2 protein-coding genes are annotated in these 3,754 nt (G+C 69.6%); both read right to left on the bottom strand.

What is annotated here, in order from left to right; translation table 11 throughout:
• The coding region (locus VGN82_RS00935) for a calcium-binding protein (protein ID WP_327525101.1) at positions 1–1,920 on the bottom strand (1,920 nt) is incomplete at its 3' end.
• Complete coding sequence (locus tag VGN82_RS00940) at positions 1,917–3,746, bottom strand: type I secretion system permease/ATPase (protein ID WP_327525102.1); 1,830 nt, start codon at positions 3,744–3,746, stop codon at positions 1,917–1,919. The genes VGN82_RS00940 and VGN82_RS00935, both read right to left, overlap by 4 nt.
• Positions 3,747–3,754 lie beyond the last annotated feature (8 nt).

Raw genomic sequence — 3,754 nt, forward strand, 5'->3', positions numbered from 1 at the left:
GTCGTCGCCATCGCCGGCCTGGATGACGTCATTGCCATCGCCGCCATCGATCTCGTCGTCGCCGGTACCGGCATCGACGACATCGTCGCCCGCTCCGGCTTCAATCTCGTCATCGCCCTCGCCGCCGGCGATGACGTCGTCACCGTCGCGCCCCAGCAGCGTGTCGTCCCCGGCGCCGCCGAGGAGGGTGTCGTTGCCGGCGCCGCCATCGAGCAGATCATCGCCCTGCTCGCCGGCGAGCGCATCGTCGCCATCCTCGCCATAGAGGCGATCATTGCCGGCGCCGGCCGCGACGATGTCGTTGCCGCCGCCGAGGCGGACGACATTGCGCCCGGAGCCGAGCTGGACGAGCTCGGTGCCGGCGCCGCCGAGGACGATGTTGTCGCCATCGGCGGCGACGATGCGGTTGTTGCCGAAGCCGGTCGCGATGATGTTGTTGCCGGCACCACCATCGACCTCGTTGTCGCCGTCGCCGGCATCGATGATGTCGTCGCCGTCGCCACCCGAGATCACATCGTTGCCGGCGCCGCCGATGATGTGGTCATTGCCGGCATCGCCCCGCAGCGTGTCGTCGCCGTCACCGCCATCGATCAGGTCGTTGCCGTCGCCGCCTTCGGCGGTGTCGTTGCCGGCACCGCCCGCGATCACGTCATGGCCGGCGCCACCGAGGAGCGTGTCGTTGCCGTCGCCGCCGGAGAGTTCGTCGTTGCCGTTGCCGCCGTCGAGCAGGTCGTCTCCGGCCTCGCCGTAGAGGCGGTCATCGCCGTCCTCGCCATAGAGGCGGTCGTTGCCGGCGCCACCATGGATGACGTCGTTGCCGGCGCCGCCATAGACGATGTCGTCGCCAGCCCCGGCGAAGATGATGTCGTTGCCGGCGCCGCCATGAACGGTATCGGCGCCAGCGCGGGCATCGATGATGTCATGGCCGGCGCCGCCCCGGATCAGATCCTTGCAGTCGGTGCCGGTCAGGACATCGTCGCCGTCGGTGCCGTCGAGGACGAGCACCTCGACGACGTTGAACGTCGCCGTCTGGGCGACCGTCGCGATGCCGTCGGTGACGGCGTAGCTGACCGTCACCGGGCCGAAATAGCCGGCCGTCGGCTTGTACTGCCAGCCGCTCGCGGTCAGCGTGATCGTGCCCGAGGAGACCTGCAGATCGCGGACCGCCAGCACATCGCCATCCGCATCGCTCGCGCCGGCGAGCAGACCCGCCAGGGTCAGCATCAGGGTCTGGCACGGGCCGATCTCGCCGAGCTGGACCGCGCCGGCCAGGCGCGGGGCGCGGTTGCGCAGGCGCGGATCTTCCGGCTCGACCGGGTCGACGGGCTCCTCCTCATCATCCAGCGGCGGCGGACCGACCAGGCCGGGATCGAAGGAGGAGACGATCACCGGCAGCTGGAACAGGTTCGACTGTCCCGGCAGCAGCGACGAGCCGCCGATCTGCGTGCTCATGACGAAGGCATTGTCGTTGCTGACCCGGCCGAGCCCGAACTCGAAGGCCGCCTTGACGAAGGCCGGCAGGGGAAGCTGTTCGTAGTCGATCGGCGGCGAGTCGATGCCGAGGAAATCGGCCAGCCCCTGCACGGGACCGCTCGCCGCGCCGGAGCCGAGTTGGCCATCCGGGTCGGACTCGGGTGCAAACTTCTTGTCAGGCAGCGAGCCGGTCTCGTCCTCCGGGTCGGGCACAATCTCGTCGGCGTCTGGTGTCGCGTTCGCAAGCTCATCCGGTTGGGGCTGTTCATCCTGTTGATTGGCCTCCGCCGCGACGAGCGAGCGCAGATAGCCTGCGACCGCCAGCACGATGACGGCGAGCGCCGCGGGCCAGCGCGAAGGGGCCGGTTCGCCCTCGCCCTTGCGATAAATCTCCTCGGCGGTGACGATGCGATCCTGATGGGGCTTGAGAGCCTTGACCTCGATCATGCCATCATCCTCCTGAGCAATCCGGTGCCAAGCTCGAGACCGTCCGCCACGGGCAGGCGCGGTTCAGCCGGAACATCCATTGCGGGGGTGGGCGCAGGCGCAGGTGCCGGCTGGAGACCGGGCATCGGCGGTTTGTGAACGGTATTGAGGATCGTCTCCTTCGGGCCGAAGCCGGCGAGCTTGCCGTTCTGGACGATGCCGACGAGGTCGACGGCGGCGAGCGCGCTCGGGCGATGCGCGACGATGATCGCGATGCCACCACGCGCCTTGACGCCCTCGATCGCCTTGGTGAGGGCGCTCTCGCCCTCGCTGTCGAGATTGGAGTTGGGCTCGTCCATGACGACGAGGAAAGGATTGCCGTAGAGAGCCCGCGCCAGGCCGATGCGCTGGCGCTGCCCGGCCGACAGCGCGGTCCCCTGCGGGCCGAGCTGGGTCTGGTAGCCGTCGGGCAGCTTGACGATCATCTCATGGATGCCGGCCGCCGTCGCGGCGGCGACGATCGCGGCCGGGTCGGGATCGACCGCAAGCCGCGAGATGTTCTCGCCGATCGAGGCGTCGAGCAGGCTGACCTCCTGCGGCAGGTAGCCGAGATGGCGGCCGATCGCCTCCTCGGGCCATTGCTCGAGATGCGCGCCGTCGAGCCGGACCGAGCCGCGCAGGCAGGGCCAGATGCCGGTGATCGCCCGCGCCAGCGTGGTCTTGCCGCCGCCGCTCGGGCCGATGATCCCGAGCGCCTTGCCGGCGGCGACGTCGAAGCTGACCTCGCTGAGCAGGACCTGGCCGGAGCCCGGCGCCGCGACAGTGATCCGGTCGATCTTGAGGTAGCGATGCGGCGCCGGCAGCGCCATCGGCTCGACGGCCTTGCTCAGCGCCACCACGGTCTCGCGCAGGCGGCCGAAAGCGAGGCGCGCGGCGACGAAGGACTTCCAGTTGCCGATCGCCTGGTCGACCGGCGCCAGCGCCCGGGCCGAGGCGACCGAGGCGGCGATGATCGCGCCGGCCGAGAGCTCGCCCTTGATCGTCAGGAAGGCGCCGAGCCCCAGGATCGCCGATTGCAGGATCATGCGCAGCACGCGTGCGATCGCACCGAAGGTGCCGCTGAGATCGCTGGCGCGGGTCTGCAGGGCGAGATGCTCGCGGTTCGACTGGTCGAAGCGGGCGACGGCGCGGCTGGAGAAGCCCATCGCCCTGACCACCTCGGCGTTGCGGGCATGGGTCTCGGCCATCGCGTTGCGGGTGATCGCCGCCTGGCGCGAGCTGCTGCTCAGATGCCGCGCCAGAACCTCGCTGGCGATGGTGAGCAGGGTCAGCACCACCGCGCCGGCGAGCGTCAGCGCTCCGAGCCAGGGGTGCAGGAAGTAGACGAAGGCGAGATAGAGCGGGATCCAGGGCAGGTCGAACAGGGCGGCCGGACCCTGGCTGCCGAGAAAGCCGCGCACCGTGTCGACGTCGCGGCCGCGCTCGAGCGCCTCCGTGCTGGAGAAGCCGAAGCGTGGCATGTCGATGGCGACGCGATGAGCGAGCGGCGCGATGTCCTTGTCGAGCCTGGCGCCGACCCGCACCAGAACCTGCGAGCGGATGACGTCGAAGCCGCCCTGGAACAGGTACAGGCCGATCGCCAGCACGGAGAGGGCCGCAAGCGTCTGCACGCTGCCGCTGGTCAGCGCCCGGTCATAGACCTGCAGCATGTAGAAGGAGCCTGTGAGGGCCAGAATGTTGATGAGCCCGGAGACCACGAACAGGAACAGTCCGACCTTGCGGAAATCCTGGGTCAGCACGGCGGCGTCGCGCTTGCGAGCCTGAGACAGGAGGGCAGAGGAGGCCATGGCGGCAC

Origin of the sequence: Allobosea sp. (assembly GCF_035999205.1) — a bacterium.
Taxonomy (GTDB): domain Bacteria; phylum Pseudomonadota; class Alphaproteobacteria; order Rhizobiales; family Beijerinckiaceae; genus Allobosea.